Source organism: Shewanella sp., assembly GCF_051658185.1.
GTDB lineage: Bacteria > Pseudomonadota > Gammaproteobacteria > Enterobacterales > Shewanellaceae > Shewanella.
In genome coordinates, this window is sequence record NZ_JBOFMC010000009.1 from 1 (window position 1) to 22803 (window position 22803).

Sequence of the window (22803 nt, forward strand, 5' to 3'; positions counted from 1 at the left end):
CTGGCACCGCCTACCTGATCGACGATACGCTTAGGCTGTAACTGAGCCGTTACTGGCTGCGCCAGCATGGCATAAAGACTGTCTAAGCCACTCATAATCTCTCCTTTTAAGGTAGACACTTAAGTTAACCGCTCAATCACCCGTTGCTGCCTCAGCTAAGTCACGCAATCCATGGACGCTGGTTGCTTGCGGAGCCGGCGTTGTTAAAGGCCACTACGCTCGATGTACTTTTATTCACTAGGCTCGATGTACTTTGTACTTTGCGCTATGCACTATGCGCGATGCACTGTGGTCAATTGTACCGGGTTATCCCTCGTTATCCCTTTATCGGCAGGCGTTGGTTGATATTTAGACACCAAGTTGCCGCAAGAGTTTTGCTACGCGAGCAGATAATGCGCTTGGCCCACCGAGTTAGCGCCTTGGCTGAGCAAGGTGTTGTGCAAAATTGAGGCTGTGAGATGACTGTAGTATGAGAATGCAGGATTGTCACTCGAGTTTCGGGGCGGTTTCCTGTGGGTTGTATGACGTTGGCAGTTGTGAGTGAATTGCTAATAATGGCAGCTAGTACCACCCGAGTCAGCAGTATGCCCGTTTGACCAAGTTGATACGCTAACGTAACGACATAGTTAGCTTTTTTAAATGATGTTTACCCCGTATTACGCCATAGTGAACGCCTAAGCATACTTGAGTCTTGGCATGTGGTTGTGACTCATTTTGTCGCAACTTACTGAAAGCAAAAGGTTGCTAATTTTCTCTGCTGGCCCTATCGCCATGCTGTCTTGCGCCAGTCTGTGCGATTGCGCACTTTTTTACCTGCACCTTGGTCTGAGGTTAATGCCCTAACATGCGGCTAACCCGCTTGCCGTCTGGTTTTTATAAAAGGATTCCATCCCTTGACAATGCTTGTCGACTGTCCCTAAACTTAGCAGTTGTGGGAAATAGTGGATATTTGTGGATCAAAAAATCACAGGATGGGATGACTAAGCGTGTTTCGTGGCGCCAGTGCTATCAATTTAGATACAAAGGGACGGATCGCTATTCCTGTGCGATACCGCGAGCCTTTGCAACTTCAGCACTTGGGCCGCATTGTGATCACCGTGGATATTCAGTCGAGCTGTTTGCTCTTGTATCCGCTCCATGAATGGGAACTCATCGAAGCTAAGTTACTTAAGCTATCTGATACCGACCCCACCCAACGTTCCTTAAAACGCCTGTTACTCGGTTACGCTCACGAAGTGGAGCTTGACACTAATGGGCGGATATTATTGCCGCCACCACTGAGGCAATACGCCAACTTAGATAAGCGCATTATGCTGGTGGGACAATTGAATAAATTTGAGCTGTGGGATGAGCAGGCTTGGCTACAGCAAATTGATGAGTGTCAGCAAACGATCCGCAGTGAGGAGCTTGCCAATAACGCGCGCCTTGCGGATTTTTCACTCTAAGCGTCGTATTACTTACATAAGAAGAGAGCAATGAGTCAAGAATTTGCCCATTTATCCGTTTTACTCGAAGAAACGGTTGGCGGTCTGAATATTAAAGACGATGGCATCTATATCGATGGCACGTTTGGCCGCGGTGGTCATTCAAGACAAATATTGCAACGTCTCGGTCAACATGGCCGGTTGATTGCTATCGATCGTGACCCGCAAGCCATTGAAGCTGCCAAACAATTTGCCGATGATCCTCGTTTTCAGATTGTTCACGGTGGCTTTGGCCAACTAGCCGACTATGTAACAGATTTGGGCCTTGCTGGCCAGATTGACGGTGTACTGCTCGATTTGGGTGTGTCTTCACCCCAGCTCGACGATGCCGAGCGCGGTTTTAGCTTTTTGCGGGATGGCCCGCTCGATATGCGTATGGATAACAGCCAGGGCGAAACGGCGGCCCAGTGGCTAGCTCGCGCCGAAATTGAAGATATGGCCTGGGTATTTAAAACCTATGGCGAAGAGAAAAATGCGCGCCATATTGCCCGCTGTATCGCGGCCGATCGTGATAAAACTCCTTTTTTGCGCACTAAAGATTTGGCGGACTTGATTGCCCGGATTACTAAAAATAAAGAACGCAATAAGCATCCAGCTACTCGCGTCTTTCAGGCGATCCGTATTTATATCAACAGTGAGTTAGAGCAAATCGATCAGGCACTTGAGGGGGCTTTGACGGTACTAGCCCCTGCTGGCCGCTTATCCATCATCAGTTTCCATTCTTTAGAAGATCGCATGGTGAAGCGCTTTATTCGGCGCAATAGCCAAGGGGAGAGCGTGCCCCACGGTTTACCCATCACTGAAGATGAGCTTAATAAATCGCGTAAGTTGCGGCCTATCGGCAAGGCGATTATGCCCTCGGATGAGGAAATTGAACGCAATGCCAGGGCGCGCAGCTCAGTGTTACGCATTGCAGAGCGCTTAGCGTACTAAGAGGGGCTTTGAGTGAGTAAGCCCGCATTAGATTTGCCACGGGTGGTGTTAGAGGATCTGTGGCGGCATAAATGGATTTTGGTATTGGCGTTACTGGTGCTCGGTAATGCTGTCACCGTGGTGTATACCAGCCATGTGAGTCGCAAGCTCACGACCGAGTGGGATTTGTTGCTCCAAGAGCGCGACAGATTAGATATTGAGTGGCGTAATTTACTCTTAGAAGAGCAGTCGCAAACTGAACACAGCCGCATTACGCGCATTGCCTCTAAGGAGCTCAACATGAGTCGTCCTTTGCCCAGCGAAGAAGTAGTGGTTAAGCTACCGTGAAGATAGGGAAGATATGATAAGGCAAGCAAAAAACAAACAGGCGAGCAAAAAGCAAAAGCCACAACTCATCCACTGGCGTTTATACGTAGTGGTGGGGATGGTGTGTCTGATGTTTTGCGGTCTGGTGGGACGTGCTGCCTATATCCAAATTATCGAACCCGATAAATTGCGCCATGAAAGTGATATGCGCACTTTGCGCACGACTAGCCGCGAGGTGCAACGCGGTTTGATCACCGATCGCAATGGTGAAATGTTAGCGGTCAGTGTCCCGGTGAGTGCGGTGTGGGCGGATCCTAAACAGATCAATGATAGTAATAGTTTTTCTGATATGCGCCGTTGGCAGGCGCTTGCCGATGTGCTGCATGAGCCCATTGAAGAGGTGCTCGATCGCGTTCGCAGCAATCCCACGAAGCGCTTTACCTATCTTAAGCGCCAAGTAACCCCCGCCGTGGCCGATTACATTACCCAACTTAAATTACCTGGGGTGTTTTTAAAGTCCGAATCACGCCGCTATTACCCAGGCGGTGAAATTACCGCCCAATTAATTGGCGTGACCAATATTGATGACGTGGGGATTGAAGGCGTTGAAAATGCCTACAACACTTGGCTGACGGGCACGCCCTCCAAGCAAAAAGTGCGTAAATCCCGCGATGGAAATGTGGTTGAGCACTTAGATATCGTCCAAGAAGGCGAGAGCCCGAATGACTTAGTCTTGAGTATTGATCATCGTATTCAGCAGTTGGCTTATCGGGAACTTAAGCGGACGACTGAGATGAACCAAGCCACCTCCGGCTCAATCGTGGTGCTTGATATTCACACCGGTGAAGTGTTGGCCATGGTCAATACGCCTTCTTATAACCCCAATTCTCGCGACAACTGGCAAACTTTTAGAATGCGCAATCGGGCGATGACCGATACCTTTGAGCCGGGCTCGACCATTAAACCGTTTGTGGTTGCCGCGGCCCTTGAAGCGGGCACCGTTAAATCGACCGATATTATCCCCACCTCTCCGGGGTGGATGCGCTTAGGCGGGCGTCAGGTGCGTGACCCTAATAACTATGGCGATATGACCTTAGCGCGCATTTTGGCTAAATCCAGTAACGTGGGGATCAGTAAATTAGCCTTGTCGATCCCTGTGCAACATCTGCTCGGGACCTATCAATCCATGGGCCTTGGCAGTTTTTCGGGGATTAATCTGACCGGCGAAAGCGCGGGTCTTATTCAAGATCGCCACCGTTGGTCCGATTTTGAGCGCGCCACCTTATCCTTTGGTTACGGTTTAACCGCGACCACGCTGCAGCTTGCGCGGATGTACGCCACCTTGGGTAATGGCGGTACTTTGTACCCTGTGTCGATTTTAAAATTGAAAAAACCACCGGAAGGTGAGCGAGTGATTTCCCAGCATGTGGCTAACGATGTACTGCAAATGATGGTCAGTGTCACCGAAAAAGGCGGTACTGGCACCTTAGCCCATATTGATGGCTATCCGGTCGCAGGGAAATCAGGCACCAGTCGTAAGGCGGTAGCTGGGGGGTATGGTGATGATTACGTTGCGCTATTTGCCGGCGTTGCCCCCGCGAATAATCCAAAGCTTGCCGTAGTGGTGGTGGTTAACGAGCCTAAGGGTGATCTCTATTATGGCGGTTCTGTGGCGGGGCCTGCGTTCGCTAAGGTGATGTCTGGCGCACTGCAAATGTTAAATGTGGAACCCATTTCAGGTAAAGAACAGGTGCAATTGGCCGCAATTGCAGGGAGAGCAGAATGATGTTGTTACGGGAGCTATTGGCTCCTTGGTTTGCCTATACGGGCGAGCAGCGTGTTAATGATTTGACCTTAGACAGCCGCGCAATACGTCGCGGCGATGTGTTTTTGGCGGTACCCGGGCATCAGGTTGATGGCCGGCAGTTTATCGACAACGCCTTGAGCCAAGGTGCGCAGGCGGTTTTAGTGCACACGGATATCGCCGCAGAGCACGGCCAAATACAAGGCGGCGCGGCCGCAGACGAGTGCGTTAAAATCGGCTTCTACCAATTAGCGCAGCAGGTATCCGCTATTGCCGCTAAGCGTTATCCATTACAGCGCGCTCTCGCACCGAGTGGCACCGCGCCCTTTGGGATCATCGGCATCACCGGTACCAATGGCAAAACCTCAACCAGCCAACTGATTGCGCAACTGATAACCTTGCTTGGACACCAAGCGGCGGTGATGGGCACCCTTGGTAATGGGCTGTGGGGCGCCTTGGTGGAGAGCGGTAATACTACCGCTGATGCCGTGACGTTGATGCGCCAATTACAGGCATTTGAAGCCCAAGGCGCCAGTGTCTGTGCCATGGAGGTTTCCAGCCACGGACTGCAGCAAGGGCGAGTGGATGCGGTGCCATTCGATGTTGCTGTATTTACGAATTTGACGCGAGATCATCTTGATTATCATGGTGATATGCAGCATTACGCAGCCGCGAAACAACGGTTGTTTCGCTTCGATACCCTGCGCCATGGCTTGGTGAATCTTGATGATCCTGTCGGTGCCTCCTGGTTATCTGAGCTGCAAACTGTGCCCGCTACCCTGTGGGGATTTAGCATTGAAGCGCACCGGGATGCGGCGTTTTACACTAAGGGGGCTGAATTTAATGACCAAGGCGTGCAAGCGACTTTAGTCTGGCCCGAAGGTGAAGTACAGATCCGTTCGCCGCTGCTAGGTGCATTTAATCTGTCAAATTTACTCGCAGCGCTCTCTGCCTTGTATTTGCAAGGGATTGATATGTACGCCTTGGCAGCGCAGGTGGAGCGGTTAACCCCAGTCGCTGGGCGGATGGAGCGGTTTACTACCGCCAACAATATTACGTTAGTGGTTGATTATGCTCATACTCCTGATGCAATTGTTCAAGCATTAACGGCGCTGCGGCGTCATTGCGCCGGCAAGCTATGGTGTGTATTCGGCTGTGGTGGCGACCGGGATAAAGGTAAACGGCCATTAATGGCGCAGGCCGCAGAGCAGTTTGCCGATCGCATAATGGTGACCAGCGATAACGCGCGCAGTGAAGATCCCGTGCAAATCATTGCCGATATTCTTAATGGGCTTAGCGATCCTTTACATGCATTCACCGAGATTGACCGCATTGCCGCGATCCATCAGGTTGTAGCGATGGCGCAACCTGGCGATGTGATTTTGCTGGCTGGCAAAGGTCATGAAACTTACCAAGAGGCAGCGGGTGTGCGTCATGCCTATGATGAACGTGCCTTAGCTCGCCAACTATCGGAGCAACCAAGATGATCCCTCTTACTCTTGAGAGCCTATGCCAACACTTAGGCGCACGCCGCGTGGGCGCGAATGTCACTATCGAAGATTTAAGCAGTGATAGCCGTAAAATCGGCCCCGCCACCTTGTTTGTGGCGTTAAAAGGGGAGCGTTTTGATGGCCACGATTTTGCGTCGACCGCGAGGGATAATGGCGCGTTAGCCCTCATGGTGGAGCGCGAGCTTGCCATTGATATTCCTCAGTTAATTGTGGCTGATTGTCAAAAAGCCATGGGAGCGATCGGGGCCTATGTGCGCGATCACGTCAATCCGATTTGCGTCGCGTTAACCGGCTCTAATGGCAAAACCAGCGTGAAAGAAATGATCGCCACCATTTTATCGGCGAAGCATCAAGTACTCTATACCGCAGGCAATTTTAATAATGAAATCGGTGTCCCGCTGACGCTGTTGCGCTTAACGCCACAGGATGAATACGGGGTATTTGAGCTGGGTGCCAACCATAAGGGCGAGATTGACTATACCTCGAGTCTCGTGCGGCCAAATGTCGCGCTGGTCAATAATGTGGGCAGTGCGCACCTTGAAGGCTTTGGCTCTCAGGCTGGGGTGGCGCAGGCTAAGTCAGAAATCTTTAATCATTTGCAAGCGGATGGCACCGCCATTATTAACGCCGATGATGCGTTTGCCGATGTGATGCGGGTAAAAGCGAAGCACTATAAACAGTTAAGCTTCTCCCAGCAGGAAGGCGCGGCGAAACGGCATATTGATGTGATCGCCACTGGCCACAAAGCGAATAAAGAAGGCTGTTTTAGATTTATGCTCAATTACTTGGGGCAATCTTGCGAGGTGGTATTACCCCTGGCAGGGCGCCATCAGGTCAGTAATGCCCTCGCGGCGGCCAGTGTGTGTATTGCCCTCGGGTTAAGTCTTGGGGACATTGCCGAGGGCTTAAGTCAATTAACCCCAGTCAAAGGTCGCATGCAACCAACGCAATTGGGGCGCATCCGTTTAATCGATGATAGTTATAATGCCAACCCCGTTTCCGTTGGGGCGGCGATCGCTTGGTTAAAGGAAATTACTGAAAATCGCTGTTTGGTACTGGGAGATTTAGGCGAATTAGGCGACAATGCGCCCCTTTTACATGCGGAGCTAGGGCAGCTGGCAAAACAGCAGGGGATTGATGCGCTGTTTTGTACCGGAACCTTAAGCGCGCACACGAGTCAGGCTTTTGGTGCCCCGCACTATGACAGCATCGACACGTTAGTTGCACAACTGATAAAACACATCAACCAGTTACCGGGACAGGTAACGGTTTTAGTCAAAGGCTCACGCAGTGCCGCAATGGAGCGGGTCGTGGACGGCCTAAAAATAGCCTTCGGGCGTGGGGAGTTAGTGTAGATGCTGGTGTATCTGGCCGAGTATTTAACCCGTTTTCATACCGGGTTTAACGTATTTTCTTATGTGACGTTTCGAGCCATTTTAGGCTTATTAACCGCATTAATTTTTAGCTTGTGGTGGGGCCCTAAACTGATTGAGCGTTTGCAATTATTGCAAATTGGCCAAATAGTGCGTAACGATGGTCCAGAGTCGCATTTTAGTAAGCGCGGTACGCCTACTATGGGTGGCTTGCTGATCTTAGGGGCGATTTTTATCAGCGTCTTGCTGTGGGGCGATCTGGGTAGCCGCTATGTGTGGGTGATGCTGTTTGTCCTTGGCAGTTTTGGCTTAATTGGTTTTATTGACGATTACCGCAAAGTGGTGCGTAAAGATACCAAAGGGCTGATTGCTCGATGGAAGTATATTTTGCAGTCCCTCGCGGCGCTGCTTATCGCCTTCTTTTTGTATGCCACCGCCGCCCACCCCGGTGAAACCCAACTCGTGGTGCCCTTTTTTAAGGATGTGATGCCCCAGCTTGGCGCGGTGTTTATCGTCTTGGCGTATTTCACGATTGTGGGGTCGAGTAACGCAGTCAACTTAACCGACGGTCTCGATGGTTTAGCGATTATGCCGACCGTCATGGTCGCGGCGGCCTTTGCCTTGATAGCTTATCTGTCGGGCCATGCGCAGTTTGCTAATTATCTGCATATTCCCCACTTGCCGGGCTCCGGTGAGTTGGTGATTGTTTGCACCGCTATTGTCGGTGCCGGCTTAGGCTTTTTGTGGTTCAACACCTATCCTGCGCAAGTGTTTATGGGGGATGTGGGCTCACTCTCCCTTGGGGCGGCATTGGGCGCTATCGCCGTTTTGGTTCGCCAAGAGATCCTGTTAGTGATCATGGGTGGGGTGTTTGTGATGGAAACCGTATCGGTGATCCTGCAGGTCGGATCGTACAAGTTACGTGGCCAGCGCATTTTTCGGATGGCACCGATACACCATCACTATGAATTAAAGGGCTGGCCAGAGCCGCGTGTTATTGTACGTTTTTGGATTATTTCAATATTTTTAGTGTTACTCGGCCTCGCCACGTTAAAGTTAAGGTAAGCGATTATGCAAAATCCGCGTTCACACATAGTGTTAGGTTTGGGTGCCACTGGGCTGTCCGTGGTACGTTATTTGTGTGGCAAAGGCATTACGCCGTTGGTGATGGATAGCCGCCGCCAGCCCCCAGGGGCTGAGACTTTGGCTGCTCAATTTCCGGAGGTGGAGTTGATCTCTGGCGGCTTTGATTGCCGTTATCTGGTACAGGCAAGCCAAATCATCATTAGCCCCGGCATCGCCCTTAACACCCCGGAAGTGCGCGCTGCGCTCGACATGGGCATCGAGGTCATTGGCGATATTGAGCTGTTTGCGAGAGAAATTGCTGACCGTAAGCCCTGCGTGATTGGGATCACCGGTTCAAACGGTAAAACCACGGTCACGACTCTTGTTGGTGAACTGCTTACGGAAGCCGGCATTGCGGTGGCGGTGGGCGGCAATATCGGGGTGCCTGCCTTAGATTTATTGGCTCAGGATCCGGCGATTTTTGTTTTGGAGCTGTCGAGCTTTCAGTTAGAAACCACCCATAGCTTGAATTGTGTGATCGCCACTTGTCTGAATGTGACCGAAGATCACATGGATAGATACAGTGATATGGATGCTTATCGCGCTGCCAAGCTGCGGTTATATCACCAGAGTCGTGCGGTGATCTTTAATCGTGATGACGCCCTGACGTTACCAACCGAACCGATGAACCAAAATAGCTTTGGTTTAGCGCCACCCGAGCTTGATGAGTGGGGCATTGTGGATGGCAAGATTTGCCATGGTCAGAGTGAAATTATGCCTATCACGGATGTCGCGCTTATTGGCAGCCATAACCATGCTAATTTGCTCGCCGCGATGGCGCTGGTGGATGCCGTTGGCGTGGATAAATATGCCATGGCCAATGTCGCTCGCCGCTTTACCGGCTTACCTCACCGCTGCCAAGTGGTTGGGGTGAAAAAGGGCGTGACCTATGTCAACGACTCTAAGGCGACCAATGTTGGCGCCACCGTTGCTGCCCTCGATGGTTTAGGTGATCACTTAGGTGACATTATTTTGATTGCCGGCGGTGACGGTAAAGGCGCCGATTTTTCACCGCTCGCGGCACCTCTTGCTAAGGTGACCCATTTGATCACCTTAGGCCGTGACGGCCATAAAATTGCCGCCCTGAAAGCCGGCGCCTTATCTGTGGATTCGATGGCAGCCGCCGTTGCTAAGGCTGCCGAATTAGCCATGTCCGGAGATATCGTGTTGTTATCCCCAGCCTGCGCCAGTTTAGATATGTACAGTAACTTTATGGCCAGAGGGGATGATTTTAGAAGCCAAGTGGAACAGCTTGATGGCGAGTGATAGCAAGCGCTTTAGCCTCATTAGCCGCATGCTCGCTGCCATCCCCAATTGGCAGCGGGATACCGAAGTGCCGGGCGTACAATTATACGACCGCGCATTGTTGACGTCGGTATTGATCTTAATCGGCTTTGGCTTTGTGATGGTGATGTCTGCGTCGATGCCGGAGGCGCAAAAGTTAACCGGTAATCCTTTTCATTTTATGATCCGTCATCTGGGTTATTTGTTAGGGTGTGTTGGAATTGCGATTATCGTGCTGCGGATGGATATGCATACTTGGCAGCGCATTAGCCCGATGATGCTGATGGTAGTTGGCCTGATGTTGATTGCTGTGCTCATCGTTGGCACCACGGTTAACGGCGCGACTCGTTGGCTGTCAGTCGGCCCGATCCGTATTCAAGTGGCTGAATTGGCAAAATTTGCCTTTTCGATTTATATGGCGGGCTATCTTGTTCGGCGTCATCAGGAGTTAAGGGAGAATGCGAAAGGTTTTCTCAAGCTGTTAGTGGTGCTGGGGGTGTACGCCGTTTTGATCTTATTGCAGCCAGATTTAGGCACCGTTGTGGTGTTATTTGTCGGCACTATCGGCCTGCTGTTTTTGGCAGGGGCGCGGCTGTTTGATTTTTTTGCCTTGATTATTGTGGGAGTGCTGGCTTTTGTGGCGCTGGTCTTGTTTGAGCCTTATCGTATGCGCCGGGTCACTTCCTTTATGGACCCTTGGCAGGACCCCTTTGGTAGTGGTTATCAGCTCACCCAATCGTTAATGGCCTATGGCCGCGGCGATTGGTTTGGCCAAGGACTTGGGAACAGCATTCAAAAATTAGAATATCTCCCCGAGGCTCATACCGATTTTATCTTTGCCGTGATAGGGGAGGAATTGGGTTTTGTTGGTATTCTCGCCGTTTTGATGCTGCTGATTTTTATCGCCTTAAGGGCCATTCGCTTAGGTAACCTGTGCTTGGTGATGGATAAAGCTTTTGAGGGCTATTTAGCCTACGCCATTGGTATTTGGATTTGCTTCCAAACGGTGGTGAATGTGGGCGCGAGTATTGGCATGCTGCCCACGAAAGGGTTAACACTGCCTTTTGTCAGTTACGGCGGCAGTAGTTTATGGGTCATGACGGCGGCGGCGATGATCTTGCTACGCATTGATTATGAACGGCGCATGAGCTTAGTGCAGGCCGTGCAGGGGAGAGTTAAGTGATGAGCAATGCGGGCAAACGGATCCTGATCATGGCTGGTGGCACCGGCGGGCATGTATTCCCGGCTCTCGCCGTGGCGAAATATTTAGCCCAGCAGGGCTGGCAAGTACGCTGGTTGGGGACTGCGGATCGCATGGAGGCGCGTTTAGTGCCGCAGCATGGTTTTGATATTGATTTTATTGATATCAAAGGGGTGCGCGGTAATGGTCTGGTGCGTAAACTGGCCGCTCCCTTTAAGATATTGCGCTCGATTATGCAGGCTAAAGCGGTGATCGCCGAGTTTCAACCGGATGTGGTGCTCGGTATGGGCGGCTTTGCCAGCGGCCCCGGTGGGGTTGCAGCTAAGCTTGCGGGGATCCCGCTGGTATTGCATGAGCAAAATGCCATCCCGGGGATGACCAATAAGCTGCTATCGCGCATTGCAACTCAGGTATTGTGTGCCTTTCGCAATACGTTTACTCAAGTGCAGGCAACGGTGGTGGGTAACCCTATTCGCCGCGAGCTCATTGCGCTAGGTGCTGAGCCCAAAACGGCCACCGATGATGCCCTAAAAGTACTGGTGGTGGGCGGTAGTCTCGGGGCCAAAATCTTTAATGATTTAATGCCAGAGGTTGTGGCTGCGCTCAGTAAGCAGCAATCAATCACGGTATGGCACCAAGTGGGTAAGGACAACCTCGCGAGCGTCAAAGCGGCTTATCAGCAGCAAGGGCAGGATGGCGGCGTCAATATCGCGGAGTTTATTGACGATATGGAAGCCGCTTATCGCTGGGCCGATGTCGTGTTATGCCGGGCGGGGGCACTGACGGTTTCCGAGCTTGCCGCGGTAGGCTTACCGAGTATTCTCGTGCCTTATCCCCATGCGGTCGATGACCATCAAACCCGCAATGGCCAAGTATTAGTGGATGCTGGCGCGGCATTTTTATTGCCGCAAACCATCTTGGATGTAAACAAATTGGTGAGTAAATTACAGTTACTGGCCAACGATAGAACTGAATTAGCCCGTATGGGCCAAAGAGCGAGGGATGTTGCCGTGTTGGATGCGACCGAGCAGGTTGCCAATGTGTGCATCACCCTTGCTGAGAAAGGATAAGCATGACTAAAACAGAAAGATACTTACAGCTAAGAAGCATGATCCCAGAAATGCGCCGGATTAAACGCATTCATTTTGTGGGCATTGGTGGTGCCGGGATGGGAGGGATCGCTGAAGTATTGGTCAACGAAGGGTATCAGGTCAGCGGTTCGGACATCGCGCAAAATGCGGTGACCGACAGGCTGTGTCTGCTCGGCGCGAAGATTTATATCGGCCATGGCGCCGAAAATGTGCAACAAGTGGATGTGGTGGTGGTTTCGACCGCCATCAACCCGGCTAACCCTGAGATCATTGCAGCCAAGGAGGCGCGCATTCCTATTGTGCGCCGAGCTGAAATGTTAGCGGAATTAATGCGCTATCGCCATGGCGTAGCGATTGCGGGCACCCATGGCAAAACCACTACCACCAGTCTTATCGCCAGTGTCTACGGCCAAGCTGGGCGCGATCCGACCTTTGTCATTGGTGGATTACTCAATAGTGCAGGCACTAATGCCCGTTTGGGGACGAGCCGTTATCTTATTGCCGAAGCCGATGAGAGTGATGCCAGCTTTTTACATCTACAACCTATGGTCAGTGTGGTCACTAATATCGAAGCCGATCATATGGATACCTACGGCGGTGATTTTGAAAAGCTCAAATCCACCTTTATTGATTTTTTGCATAACTTGCCATTTTATGGGGTTGCGGTGGTGTGTATCGATGATCCCGTGGTACGGGAGATCATGCCACGCATTGGGCGCCATATCGTGACCTACGGTTTTAGTGCTGATGCCGATGTGCAAGCCTTAAACTTTAGCCAACAGGGGCATCAATGTCGGTTTACGGTCCGGCGCAAAGCCAAGGAAGATGTTGAGGTGTTGCTCAATCTGCCCGGGCAACACAACGTGCTTAATGCGTTGGCGGCCATTGCGGTGGCGACCGAGGATGAGATTGACGATAGCGCCATCATTCAGGCACTTGCTGAATTCCAAGGGATTGGCCGTCGCTTCCAACATTTAGGCAAGTTTGCCACCCCTAAGGGTGAGGTCATGTTGGTTGATGATTATGGGCATCACCCTAGTGAAGTCGCTGCCACCATTAAAGCTGCGCGGGCAGGATGGCCGGAAAAACGCTTAGTGATGGCCTATCAGCCACACAGATATACGCGAACACGTGATTTATATGAAGATTTTGTCGACGTATTATCACAAGTGGATTGCTTGTTATTGCTTGACGTTTATAGTGCTGGAGAGGCGCCTATTACTGGGGCCGATGGCAGGGCGCTGTGCCGCTCGATTCGCCTACGCGGGCAGATCGATCCGATTTTTATCGCCAGCCCAGATCAGTTAGCCGAATTACTCCCCGATGTCTTGCAGGAAGGGGATTTATTGTTGACCCAAGGAGCAGGTAATATAGGTGCGTTATCGCGTCAATTAGCCGCATCTGCATTGGGTTTTGCGCCGGGCGATGTTACAGGGGTAACACCTTGATGTCGCTTGTAACAACTGGGCAAAATGATATTTTGACCAAAAAATTTAGCGCTATATAATGGCCGATTTTCTGTGGCTTTTGGTAAGTGTCGTTAGGGGTAGAGGCAAACGTGTCTGGGCGTGATAAAAAGCGACACTGGCGAGCAAGGATGTTACGGGTCAATTGGTACCTATACAGTGGCGTAGGCTTCTTGAGTTTGGTGCTGGGCAGTTTTGTCTTTGCAGGCTATCAGCTGCATCGATTTTTAAATGATGCTAACACGTTACCCATTGAAGCGGTCGCCATTAAAGGTGAGCGAATTTACACCACAGATAAGGATATCCAAATTGCTCTGCAGGATTTAATGCAACGCAGTTTTTTCAGTGCCGATGTCAACTTAGTACAACAGGCACTCGAAGAGTTACCTTGGGTGTATCGCGCCTCGGTAAGGCGAGAATGGCCCGCAAAGCTGCGGATTTATCTGCAAGAGCAGCAACCCATTGCCCATTGGAATGGGGCGTTATGGTTAAATGCGCAAGGGGAAGTGTTTACGGCCCCTAAGCGGCCGGAGCTTGAAGGCCTACCGCAGTTAGCTGGGCCAAATGAAATGGCAAGTGAAGTCTTAACGGCCTATGCCCAGGTTAATGAGTTGCTGAAGATTAATGGCTTTACCTTAGCCAGCTTAACATTAACGCCACGACATGCCTGGCATGCGACCTTAGCTAACGGTATAGTGCTAGATTTAGGCCGTGAAGATAAAATAGCAAGAATACAAAGATTTATAACAGTTTATCCACTGTTGGCAAAACAGGAAAAGCCAATAACCAGAGTGGATTTGCGCTACGACACTGGGTTGGCCGTAGGTTGGGACGATGCACAAACAAGAGAGCCAATAATTAATGACCAAAAACCAAGATAGAAATCTAATCGTCGGATTGGACATAGGAACCTCTAAAGTCGCAGTGATCATTGGCGAAGTGCTGCCCGACGGCGAAATCAGCATCGTTGGCCTTGGCAATCATCCTTCACGGGGCATGGATAAAGGCGGGGTAAACGATTTAGACTCCATCGTGCGCAGCGTGCAACGGGCACTCGACCAAGCCGAATTAATGGCCGATTGCCAAGTGTCGTCGGTGTACTTGAGCATTTCAGGTAAGCATATCGCCTGTCAAAATGAAAACGGCATGGTGTCTATCAATGACGAAGAAGTCACTCAGGAAGATGTTGATAACGTCATCCACACGGCGCGGTCGGTGAAGATCCCGACTGAACGGCGCATTTTGCACGTACTGCCACAGGAATATGCGATTGATGTCCAAGATGGCATCCGCAGCCCCATCGGCATGTCCGGCATGCGAATGGAAGCCAAGGTACACATAGTGACCTGTGCTAACGATATGGCTAAGAACATCACCAAGAGTGTTGAGCGCTGCGGTTTAAAAGTCGATGATTTGGTGTTTTCAGGCATCGCCTCGGCCGATGCGGTGCTGACATTTGATGAAAAAGATTTAGGGGTGTGTATCGTCGATATCGGCGGTGGCACCACCGATATTGCGGTCTACACCAATGGTGCACTCCGACACTGCGCGGTCGTGCCGGTGGCGGGTAATCAAGTGACTAACGATATCGCCAAGATTTTCCGCACGCCCTCGTCTCACGCCGAGCAAATTAAAGTGCAATTTGCCTGCGCGCGCAGCTCCATGGTGAGCCGTGAGGACAGTATTGAGGTGCCTTCTGTGGGCGGACGGCCATCACGCAGTATGTCGCGCCACACGCTCGCAGAAGTGGTTGAGCCAAGATATCAAGAATTATTTGAGTTAGTGCTCAAAGAGTTAAAAGACAGTGGGTTAGAAGATCAGATCGCCGCAGGTATTGTACTGACAGGTGGCACAGCCTCAATTCAAGGGGTGGTGGATATTGCCGAGGCCACCTTCGGTATGCCAGTGCGCGTTGCTTCACCATTGCCGATCAAAGGGTTATATGAATACGTGGATCAGTCAATCTACTCTACTGGAGTCGGACTGCTTCATTACGGTGCAAGACGGGTGATTGAGCGGCAGTTTGAACGCCCTGAGCGCCAAGGGGTAACTAGCGCTTGGAATCGGGTCCAAAGCTGGTTTAAAGGCGAATTTTAATGTTAATAACGCAGGCAACACGGAGATCAGACAATGTTTGAGATCATGGACACTCATTCAGACGACGCGGTGATTAAAGTCATCGGCGTTGGCGGCGGCGGCGGTAATGCCGTTGAACATATGGTCAAACACAACATTGAAGGTGTTGAGTTTGTCGTTACCAATACAGACGCACAAGCGCTTCGTAAATCAAGCGCGGGCTCAACGATTCAATTAGGCCGCGATGTGACCAAGGGGCTTGGTGCTGGCGCCAATCCTGATGTGGGCCGCGCCGCAGCAGAAGAAGATCGTGAGAATATCCGTCTAGCGATCAAAGGATCTGACATGATCTTTATCGCCGCCGGCATGGGCGGTGGTACCGGCACGGGCGCAGCGCCAGTTGTGGCTCAAATTGCCCGTGAAGAAGGTATTTTAACGGTTGCGGTCGTGACTAAGCCTTTTCCATTCGAAGGCAAAAAACGCATGGCCTACGCTGAGCAAGGTATTAGTGAATTAGCAAAGCATGTGGATTCATTAATCACCATTCCAAACGAGAAATTATTAAAAGTATTGGGTCGTGGTACTTCACTCCTTGATGCCTTTGCAGCCGCAAACAACGTATTACTCGGCGCTGTACAAGGTATTGCCGAGCTGATCACTCGTCCAGGCTTAATTAACGTCGACTTTGCCGACGTGAAAACGGTTATGTCGGAAATGGGCAATGCCATGATGGGGACAGGGGTTGCGCGCGGTGAAGATCGCGCCGAAGAAGCCGCTGAAGCCGCGGTTGCCAGCCCATTATTAGAAGATATCGATCTGGCCGGTGCGCGTGGTGTGTTAGTAAACATCACTGCGGGTATGGATATGAGTATCGAAGAATTCGAAACCGTTGGTAACCACGTTAAAGCCTATGCATCTGACAACGCGACTGTGGTTGTGGGTGCTGTTATCGATCCTGAAATGAGCGATGAGCTGCGTGTAACCGTAGTGGCCACGGGTATCGGTGCTGAAAAGCGTCCAGATATCCAATTGGTATCAAAGCCGGCGCCGCGTCCAGAGCCCGTTGTGGTCGAAGCTAAAGTAGATGCCTATGCTGAAGAAGCGGCACATGTTAGCTATGCAGCACCTAAAGGGAACGTCGTCCCTGCGGCAGTGCAGCCAGCACCTGCGCCAGCTCCTTCAACGAAGAATGAGCTGGACTATCTTGATATTCCAGCATTTTTACGCAAACAAGCCGATTAACAACGGTATTGTTGGGGGCAGCGCTGCTGCCCACGGTTGATAGGTTGGCACTATCATAGGATTGCTGCATTTGTGTGACATGGTCAAATAATGGTATCATGGCCACCAAATGCAGCGCTCTGCTGCTGCCGTGTGGATAAATCTTAATCTTTGTCATTGGAATTTTTACGGGTAACTGAATGATATTTCAACGAACTGTTCAAAAAATGGTGAAAACTACCGGGGTCGGATTACACTCTGGCAACAAGGTCACCTTGAGCATTATGCCCGCCCCTGTAAATACAGGGATCGTACTTGTGCGTACCGACATGAGTCCGGCCGTTGCCATTCCTGCCAAGGCAGAGCAAGTGCGTGAAACCACGATGTGTACGGCACTTGTCAATGATGAAGGTATCCGCATTTCAACCATCGAGCATTTGTTTGCAGCGCTTGCTGGCTTAGGTATTGATAATGCGGTCATCGAAGTCGATGCGCCTGAAATCCCCATTATGGATGGCAGTGCGAGTCCGTTTGTCTTTTTATTGCAGTCTGCAGGCATTAAAGAGCAAGCAGCACCTAAAAAGTATTTAAAGATTAAACGCCCTGTGCGCGTTGAAGACGGTGACAAATGGGCTGAACTTAAACCCTTTAAAGGGTTTAGAGTCAATTTTAAAATTGACTTTGCGCACCCTGAGATCGCCCGTAGCCAACAGCATGTCGTGATGGACTTTTCCACTTCGGCTTTCGTTAAGGAAATCAGTCGCGCCCGTACTTTTGGTTTTATGCGAGATATTGAATATCTGCGTGCTAACAACCTTGCGTTAGGTGGCAGTATGGAAAATGCTGTCGTACTTGACGAGTATCGCGTCCTCAATCCCGACGGCCTGCGTTATGAGGATGAGTTTGTTAAGCACAAGATTTTAGATGCATTTGGCGATCTTTACGTCGCAGGGCATGCGATTTTGGGTGAGTTCACCGCCTATAAGACGGGGCACGCATTAAATAACCAATTGGTGCGAGCGCTATTGGCGCAGCAAGATGCGTGGGAATTAGTCAGCTTTGAAAAAGAAGCCGACGTGCCCGTCAGTTTCACAGTGCCAGGCGGGGCAGTGTTCGCCTAAGGCAGTCCGCAAGGGGCGCGTGTTAATCGCTTGGTTTCGTGCTGGGGTTAATGCCGTCGCGGTGTTGCTGGTCCTCACCTGAAAGCGGGTAGTCGCGTGATGGCAAGCTGTAGCGTTCAAGTTGGTCGTCGAGTGAATTAAGCGTGGCCGATTAACTTCAACATCATCTGTGTTTATTTATTACGGCTGGCCAATGCGGCCAGCCGTTTTAGTTTTTCGCCGAGTGTCCCACTGATATTTTCTGCTAGTGCAGCGATATGTTCGGCGGCAACCGGACTCAAGGCTTTGTGGGCTGGTTTCGGCTTTGGGTCATACAATGCTAATCTCGGGTTGACTTTAACTTCAATTGCGGTAAGGATTGGGAGCGTTTCTGCTTGAAGCTGCGCGAGTAGCTTTGACTTTTGGAAATTAATTCGTGCGGCCCATGCTGCCGAAGTGGTTTCAATCACTAGAACACCCTGGCGGAAATTGGCGACATTAAGCTGCTCCGCAACTGGACCCGTGACAATCTGCTTCACATGCTGATCCAGATATAAAAGTAGTTCCGCTTTCTCAGCAAGGTTGGGTAATTGGCCCGATTGGTGTAGTAATTGGCTGAGATCTTGAGGGGGCTTTTTCATATGATAATAAGATGGCTGAGTTAGGCTATGAGTGTAACAGTATTTATTCAAGGTCGAAATGGCGTCACCCGTTGGCAACCCAGTAAACGCTGGTTGTTGCTTCCAATGCTATTGTTGGCTACCGGTGCCGGTATTTATCAACACAGCGCTGCCCGATTTGAAGATCAGCAAGCCAGTGTCGATAACGATCGTCTCGTGCGTGAACAACAAAAACAACAAGTCTTAGAGCTTAAAAGTGCCACTGAGTCGCAGCTGGCCATGCTAGCCACTCACGTTGCCCGGATGCAAGCTAAAATCACCCGTCTTGAAGCATTAGGCCAGCAAGTTGCTGTGCAAAATAAATTAGAAGATGATTTTGATTTTTCAGCCGAAGTGGGTGTCGGTGGCCTGAGTGAACTCGGTAATAATATCGAACTTGGGCAGCTGATGGACGATATGGATAAGCTGGCATCCAGAATTGACAATAATCATCTTCAGCTTTCACTACTTGAAACCGTGTCATCTCATCACCATATAGATAGCGAGCGCTATATATCAGGGATCCCTCTGGATAAAGGGTGGTTGTCCTCGCCCTATGGGCTGCGCAATGATCCTTTTAATGGGCGTCGTAGTGTGCATAAAGGGATTGATTTTACCGGACGAGAAGGGGCAAAAGTGATTGCGACTGCCGCAGGCGTAGTCACTTGGGCTGGAAATATGTTTGGTTATGGCGAGTTAGTCGAAATTGATCATGGCAATGGTTTGCGTACTCGTTATGGCCACAATAAAGCTTTGTCAGTGACTGTAGGTGATGTGGTCGCCAAAGGCGATACCATTGCCAGCATGGGAAGTACGGGGCGCTCAACAGGGGCCCATGTACATTATGAAGTGTTGCGTGGTGGACAACAGATAGATCCTCAAAAGTTTGTTTACCGCAAAGCAAGTTAATTGAAACAATGGCTTCTAGTTTCCATCATGGACTTGGCCTACAGAGAATAAGTGATTCAGATGTTTGGTAAATTACTGACAAAAGTATTTGGTAGTCGCAACGATCGTACCCTTAAAGGGCTACAAAAAGTCGTTAATAAGATTAATGCACTTGAAGCGGATTATGAGAAATTATCCGATGAAGCCTTAAAGGCCAAAACCGCGGAATTCCGTGACCGTCTCGCAGCGGGTGAAACCTTAGAGGCGATTATGGCCGAAGCTTTCGCTACCGTGCGGGAGGCGTCAAAGCGGGTGTTTGAAATGCGCCATTTCGATGTCCAGCTGCTAGGTGGCATGGTACTCGATAGCAACCGTATTGCCGAGATGCGTACCGGTGAAGGTAAAACTTTAACCGCCACTCTGCCCGCATACTTAAATGCGTTGACCGGCAAAGGCGTGCATGTGATCACGGTCAACGATTACTTAGCGCGCCGCGATGCTGAAAATAACCGCCCATTATTTGAGTTCCTCGGTTTGACCGTTGGTATCAACGTTGCGGGTATTGGTCAGCTTGAAAAGAAAGCGGCTTACAACGCCGATATCACCTATGGCACCAATAATGAATTTGGCTTCGACTATCTGCGCGATAATATGGCATTTTCGCCACAGGATCGGGTGCAGCGTCCATTGCACTATGCACTGATCGACGAAGTCGACTCTATCTTAATCGACGAAGCGCGCACGCCGCTGATCATCTCTGGTGCTGCGGAAGACAGTTCTGAACTGTATATCAAAATCAACAAGCTCATCCCTCACCTTATCCGCCAGGATAAAGAAGACTCTGAGGAATATGTGGGTGAAGGTGATTACAGCATCGATGAAAAAGCCAAACAGGTGCACTTGACCGAACGCGGCCAAGAAAAGGTCGAAACCCTGCTGATCGAGCAAGGCATGCTGGCCGAGGGGGACTCACTCTATTCGGCGGCGAATATTTCGTTATTGCACCATATTAATGCCGGACTGCGGGCGCATACGCTGTTTGAGCGCGATGTCGACTATATCGTGCAAGACGGTGAAGTGATTATCGTTGACGAACATACCGGCAGAACGATGCCGGGTCGTCGTTGGTCTGAAGGCTTGCATCAAGCCGTTGAAGCCAAAGAAGGCGTTAACATTCAGAATGAAAACCAAACCTTAGCATCGATTACCTTCCAGAATTATTTCCGCCAATATGAGAAGTTAGCGGGGATGACAGGTACTGCGGATACCGAGGCATTCGAATTCCAACACATTTATGGGCTCGATACCGTGGTGGTCCCCACCAATCGACCTATGGTGCGTAAGGATATGGCAGATCTCGTTTATTTAACTGCCAATGAAAAGTATCAAGCGATTATTAAAGATATTAAAGATTGTCGCGAACGTGGCCAGCCAGTGTTGGTGGGTACGGTTTCTATCGAGCAATCTGAACTGTTAGCGCGTTTAATGGTAAAGGAAAAGATCCCACACCAAGTGCTTAACGCTAAGTTCCACGAAAAAGAAGCGGAAATTGTTGCCCAAGCGGGTCGTACAGGGGCGGTGACGATTGCAACCAACATGGCCGGTCGCGGTACCGACATCGTGTTAGGCGGCAACTGGAACATGGAAATCGATGCGCTGGAAAACCCAACGCCAGAGCAAAAAGCTAAGATCAAGGCCGATTGGCAAGTGCGCCATGATGCCGTGGTGGCCGCAGGTGGTTTACATATATTAGGGACTGAACGACACGAATCTCGTCGTATCGATAACCAGCTACGTGGTCGTGCGGGTCGTCAAGGTGATGCGGGTTCATCGCGTTTCTACCTTTCTATGGAAGATAGCTTAATGCGTATCTTCGCCTCTGACCGCGTTTCCGGCATGATGAAAAAGCTCGGGATGGAAGAAGGCGAAGCTATCGAGCATCCATGGGTATCCCGCGCTATCGAAAATGCGCAGCGTAAAGTGGAAGCGCGCAACTTCGATATTCGTAAGCAGTTACTCGAATTTGACGATGTTGCTAATGATCAGCGCCAAGTGGTATATGCTCAACGTAACGAGCTGATGGATGCGCAAAGCATTGAAGATACAATCAAAAACATCCAAGATGATGTGATTGGTGCGGTTATCGATCAATATATTCCGCCGCAATCAGTGGAAGAACTATGGGATGTACCAGGGTTGGAGCAACGTCTTAACCAAGAATTTATGCTTAAGCTGCCTATCCAAGAGTGGTTAGACAAAGAAGATGATCTCCATGAAGAGACTCTACGTGAGCGTATCATCACCGCTTGGTCTGATGCCTATAAAGCCAAAGAGGAAATGGTCGGCGCCCAAGTATTACGTCAGTTTGAAAAAGCCGTCATGCTGCAAACCCTCGATGGTCTGTGGAAAGAGCATTTAGCCGCGATGGATCACCTGCGTCAGGGCATTCACTTGCGTGGTTACGCGCAAAAGAATCCAAAGCAAGAGTATAAGCGTGAGTCGTTTGAGCTATTCCAGCAACTGCTGAATACCCTCAAACATGATGTCATCAGCGTGCTGTCTAAAGTGCAAGTGCAAGCTCAATCAGATGTCGAAGAGATGGAAGCGCGTCGCCGTGAAGAAGATGCCAAGATCCAACGCGACTATCAGCATGCCGCCGCAGAGTCGCTTGTCGGCAGCGATGAGCATGAAGCCGCAGCGGCACAAGCACCGATGATCCGTGATGGCGATAAAGTGGGTCGTAACGATCCTTGTCCTTGTGGTTCAGGACGTAAATATAAGCAATGTCATGGCAAGTTGAGTTAAGTTTGCGTCATTAACAAAATAAGATGACAACAAAAGGCGACCTATCTAGGTCGCCTTTTTCATATCTACCACTCAGTTGGTTAGCCTCAATCCACATCACCATCCTTTATATAGGCCATATCTTCAGATTGTTGATGGCGCAATATTGCTATATCCACGTAACGACTACCGTACTTCGTTGGGTTGGCCAACTAACACACTATTAAGGTAGCCTAGTGTCGCCCATAAAATGGCTTGATTTTTAAGCGCACGCGGCTGTGTTGTGGATAAGTCTGAGGATAAAGAGTGTGTATTATGTGACTAACTGAATGCATTGAAAAAAGATTCAAAATTCGTAAAAAAGCCCTTGCACAAAAAGTTCAGCTGCCTATAATGCGCATCCACTGACACGGCAGCAGCGAAACGCAGTTAGCCAAAGGCAGTCATCGATAAGTAACCGATTAGATTACTGATTGATGAGCGAAAAGAAAGTTGAA

General features: G+C 50.3%; 18 protein-coding genes. 17 read left to right on the top strand and 1 reads right to left on the bottom strand.

Features of this window, described 5'->3' with window-relative positions; all coding sequences use genetic code 11:
* Positions 1-986 precede the first annotated feature (986 nt).
* From mraZ to lpxC, 15 genes are all read left to right on the top strand, one after another.
* The gene (gene mraZ / locus ACRCZA_RS00415; protein WP_438672517.1) at positions 987-1445 is read left to right on the top strand and encodes a division/cell wall cluster transcriptional repressor MraZ; all 459 of its coding nucleotides are present in this window, start codon (positions 987-989) and stop codon (positions 1443-1445) included.
* 30 nt (positions 1446-1475) lie between these two features.
* Complete coding sequence (gene rsmH / locus ACRCZA_RS00420) at positions 1476-2417, top strand: 16S rRNA (cytosine(1402)-N(4))-methyltransferase RsmH (protein WP_438672518.1); 942 nt, start codon at positions 1476-1478, stop codon at positions 2415-2417.
* 12 nt (positions 2418-2429) lie between these two features.
* Positions 2430-2744: a cell division protein FtsL gene (gene ftsL, locus ACRCZA_RS00425; protein ID WP_438672519.1), complete on the top strand. Its 315-nt coding sequence runs from the start codon at positions 2430-2432 to the stop codon at positions 2742-2744.
* Between the two features lie 13 nt (positions 2745-2757).
* On the top strand, positions 2758-4509 hold the full coding sequence (locus ACRCZA_RS00430; protein WP_438672520.1) for a peptidoglycan D,D-transpeptidase FtsI family protein: 1752 nt from the start codon (positions 2758-2760) through the stop codon (positions 4507-4509).
* On the top strand, positions 4506-6014 hold the full coding sequence (murE, locus tag ACRCZA_RS00435; protein ID WP_438672521.1) for a UDP-N-acetylmuramoyl-L-alanyl-D-glutamate--2,6-diaminopimelate ligase: 1509 nt from the start codon (positions 4506-4508) through the stop codon (positions 6012-6014). Before ACRCZA_RS00430 ends, murE begins: the two co-directional genes overlap by 4 nt.
* Positions 6011-7393: a UDP-N-acetylmuramoyl-tripeptide--D-alanyl-D-alanine ligase gene (locus ACRCZA_RS00440; RefSeq protein WP_438672522.1), complete on the top strand. Its 1383-nt coding sequence runs from the start codon at positions 6011-6013 to the stop codon at positions 7391-7393. Before murE ends, ACRCZA_RS00440 begins: the two co-directional genes overlap by 4 nt.
* Entirely contained in the window at positions 7394-8476 is a 1083-nt protein-coding gene (gene mraY, locus ACRCZA_RS00445; RefSeq protein ID WP_438672523.1) for a phospho-N-acetylmuramoyl-pentapeptide-transferase, read from the top strand.
* A gap of 6 nt (positions 8477-8482) precedes the next feature.
* Entirely contained in the window at positions 8483-9802 is a 1320-nt protein-coding gene (gene murD / locus ACRCZA_RS00450) for a UDP-N-acetylmuramoyl-L-alanine--D-glutamate ligase (protein ID WP_438672524.1), read from the top strand.
* Positions 9792-11003 (top strand): cell division protein FtsW, encoded by a 1212-nt coding sequence (gene ftsW, locus ACRCZA_RS00455; protein WP_438672525.1) that lies wholly within the window; start codon positions 9792-9794, stop codon positions 11001-11003. Before murD ends, ftsW begins: the two co-directional genes overlap by 11 nt.
* Entirely contained in the window at positions 11003-12091 is a 1089-nt protein-coding gene (gene murG, locus ACRCZA_RS00460; protein WP_438672532.1) for an undecaprenyldiphospho-muramoylpentapeptide beta-N-acetylglucosaminyltransferase, read from the top strand. The genes ftsW and murG overlap by 1 nt, the downstream gene beginning before the upstream one ends.
* 2 nt (positions 12092-12093) lie before the next feature.
* On the top strand, positions 12094-13560 hold the full coding sequence (gene murC / locus ACRCZA_RS00465; RefSeq protein WP_438672526.1) for a UDP-N-acetylmuramate--L-alanine ligase: 1467 nt from the start codon (positions 12094-12096) through the stop codon (positions 13558-13560).
* A 149-nt stretch (positions 13561-13709) separates the two neighbouring features.
* Positions 13710-14459 carry a cell division protein FtsQ/DivIB gene (locus ACRCZA_RS00470; RefSeq protein WP_438672533.1) on the top strand — a complete coding sequence of 250 codons (750 nt, stop codon included), beginning with the start codon at positions 13710-13712 and terminating at the stop codon, positions 14457-14459.
* Positions 14440-15675, top strand: a complete 1236-nt coding sequence (gene ftsA, locus ACRCZA_RS00475; RefSeq protein ID WP_007651244.1) for a cell division protein FtsA — start codon at positions 14440-14442, stop codon at positions 15673-15675. Before ACRCZA_RS00470 ends, ftsA begins: the two co-directional genes overlap by 20 nt.
* A gap of 33 nt (positions 15676-15708) precedes the next feature.
* On the top strand, positions 15709-16896 hold the full coding sequence (gene ftsZ, locus ACRCZA_RS00480) for a cell division protein FtsZ (protein WP_438672527.1): 1188 nt from the start codon (positions 15709-15711) through the stop codon (positions 16894-16896).
* 179 nt (positions 16897-17075) lie between these two features.
* On the top strand, positions 17076-17996 hold the full coding sequence (gene lpxC, locus ACRCZA_RS00485) for a UDP-3-O-acyl-N-acetylglucosamine deacetylase (protein ID WP_438672528.1): 921 nt from the start codon (positions 17076-17078) through the stop codon (positions 17994-17996).
* A 173-nt stretch (positions 17997-18169) separates the two neighbouring features.
* Here lpxC and ACRCZA_RS00490 read toward each other — a convergent pair whose 3' ends face one another.
* Complete coding sequence (locus ACRCZA_RS00490) at positions 18170-18616, bottom strand: DUF721 domain-containing protein (RefSeq protein ID WP_438672529.1); 447 nt, start codon at positions 18614-18616, stop codon at positions 18170-18172.
* A 27-nt stretch (positions 18617-18643) separates the two neighbouring features.
* Here ACRCZA_RS00490 and ACRCZA_RS00495 point away from each other — a divergent pair, with 27 nt between their 5' ends.
* Both ACRCZA_RS00495 and secA read left to right on the top strand, forming a co-directional pair.
* Positions 18644-19543 (top strand): M23 family metallopeptidase, encoded by a 900-nt coding sequence (locus ACRCZA_RS00495; protein WP_438672530.1) that lies wholly within the window; start codon positions 18644-18646, stop codon positions 19541-19543.
* Positions 19544-19603: 60 nt separating this feature from the next.
* Positions 19604-22327: a preprotein translocase subunit SecA gene (secA, locus tag ACRCZA_RS00500; RefSeq protein WP_438672531.1), complete on the top strand. Its 2724-nt coding sequence runs from the start codon at positions 19604-19606 to the stop codon at positions 22325-22327.
* The last annotated feature ends 476 nt before the right edge of the window (positions 22328-22803 follow it).